This window comes from Marinomonas phycocola (genome assembly GCF_047525455.1).
Lineage (GTDB): Bacteria > Pseudomonadota > Gammaproteobacteria > Pseudomonadales > Marinomonadaceae > Marinomonas.
The window spans coordinates 1-1,850 of sequence record NZ_JBLIXL010000050.1; the positions used below are offsets into that span (position 1 = coordinate 1).

Sequence of the window (1,850 nt, forward strand, 5' to 3'; positions counted from 1 at the left end):
GAGGAGCCTTCGCTCAATCGAACTACTGTATAAAAGGCTTTGGTTGCAGCCAAAGCTTGGGCCTCACATTACCCGAACCTAGTTTAAATAATAATTACTTTGTGGGATTATTATCCATACAAGGCGCTTAAACGAAAAAATCACCGTTGGCTCGCGCTCCGCGCAGTTTAGCCTAACTGTATTTTCTACCTAACTTGGCGTTATATCCTAGGAGTACTTAATGAGGATTGCCTTATTATCCGACATTCATAGTAACGTTTTTGCGCTTGATGCTGTTATTCAAGATGTAAAAAGACATTCCGTAGATTTAAAAGCAAATCTTGGTGATATTCTTTATGGTCCAATTGCCCCTAAGGCTACTTTTGAGTTATTGATGGAGCATGATTTTATAACCATTTCAGGTAATCAAGATCGTCAAATTTATGAATCAACTGATGAAGAAATAGAATCAAACCCAACAATGCAATTTATTTTGGATGATTTAGGGTCTAAACCATTAGAATGGATGAAAGCACTACCTTTTGATAAGCAAGTTAATGAAGATGTGTATTTTTGTCATGGTACACCAAAAAATGATCTGGTTTATTTATTGGAAGATGTGAGTAGAGGCTATGCTTTACTACGTTCAGATAACGAAATATTAGATTTACTTGCGGGTCAAAAGTCTAAGCTAATATGCTGTGGTCATACTCACACGCCTAGAGCTGTAAACTTGAGTAGTGGTCAACTTATTGTTAATCCTGGAAGTGTTGGTCTACAAGCATATACAGATGAAGCGCCTATAGTTCACTCTATGGAAAACTTTACGCATCATGCATCATATTCAATAGTTGAAAAGATTGATTCTAAATGGATTGTTCAAAACATCAAAGTTCCTTATGATTATCAGCGCGCTGTAAATGAAAGTAAAAAAAGAAACCGTAGTGATTGGGTTCAGTTTTTATCAACGGGAAGGCGGTTATAGCAACTTTTTTAGGTTTTCCAGCCTCTACAAATCGTTGGTAGATTTTTTTAAATACACGGTTCTTACTTGATATCACCTACTTTCATTTTGCTTTGAGCCTTTGGCGGCTTCTTTTTTGTTATCAGTCTCTCAATAGAGGAGTCATCGCTCAACCGAACTACTGCAAAAGAAAACTTTAGTTGCAGCTAAAGTCTGGGTCTCATTTTTCTCCAAACTTATTTTGTTAGTAAAAAGGTCGGGCTAATTATCCCCATAGAAGCCACTCAAGAAGAACAAATAACAGTTGGTTTTGTTCGCTTCGTTCTCTATTATAATCAACTATCATTTGCCTCTTGAGGGGGCGTTATGTTTATTTCAAGGGTAGGTGGATGTCGAAAGGAAGTCGTATTAGTTTTGTCTTGTATTTTATCGCTTTTGTATTGCCCGTACTCGGAGTGATGAATTGCGATGGTTGGAATACCGCTTCTATGTCAGTAAAGAGTTGTGCTATAGATAGCGGAGTATTGAGAGGTTATGCTGATTTATATACGGCTCTTTTCTATTTTTCTTCATTCCTTGTTTTCATTCCTATTCTTATTTATATAGGTGTTTGTACTCTTATAATTAAATTAATCCGTAAAATTATAGGTAATAATAAGCATGCCAAGAAAATCAAGTGAGATTAAAAACAGTGTCTTGTTTCGTTTCTTAACATTTTAACAAACAATTTTTGGTCCCTTATTTGGGGTTGTTTCAGTAAACCTTATGCAATATTTTAAATATACCTGAATTCAAGTCCGAAGTGCGACACTTTTCACTTCAAGCAACTAAGCGCATGTCTTTAAAAACTACGGCTGGTTGCTTAAACCCTAAACACTTCCTTGGACGATTGTTTATTCGTCTCATC

The 1,850-nt window shown here is 36.1% G+C and carries 2 protein-coding genes; both read left to right on the forward strand.

The features are described 5' to 3' along the window. Nucleotides 1–220 precede the first annotated feature (220 nt). Nucleotides 221–964, forward strand: coding sequence for a metallophosphoesterase family protein (locus ACMUMJ_RS16820; protein ID WP_414680003.1), 744 nt, complete (start codon nucleotides 221–223; stop codon nucleotides 962–964). 368 nt (nucleotides 965–1,332) lie between these two features. Next, on the forward strand, nucleotides 1,333–1,623 hold the full coding sequence (locus tag ACMUMJ_RS16825; RefSeq protein WP_414680004.1) for a hypothetical protein: 291 nt from the start codon (nucleotides 1,333–1,335) through the stop codon (nucleotides 1,621–1,623). The last annotated feature ends 227 nt before the right edge of the window (nucleotides 1,624–1,850 follow it).

What these genes read in the sequence shown, in the direction of transcription:
- ACMUMJ_RS16820 (WP_414680003.1), top strand. Translation starts at nt 221, where the DNA reads ATGAGGATTGCCTTATTATCCGACATTCATAGTAACGTTTTTGCGCTT.
- ACMUMJ_RS16825 (WP_414680004.1), top strand. Translation starts at nt 1,333, where the DNA reads ATGTCGAAAGGAAGTCGTATTAGTTTTGTCTTGTATTTTATCGCTTTT.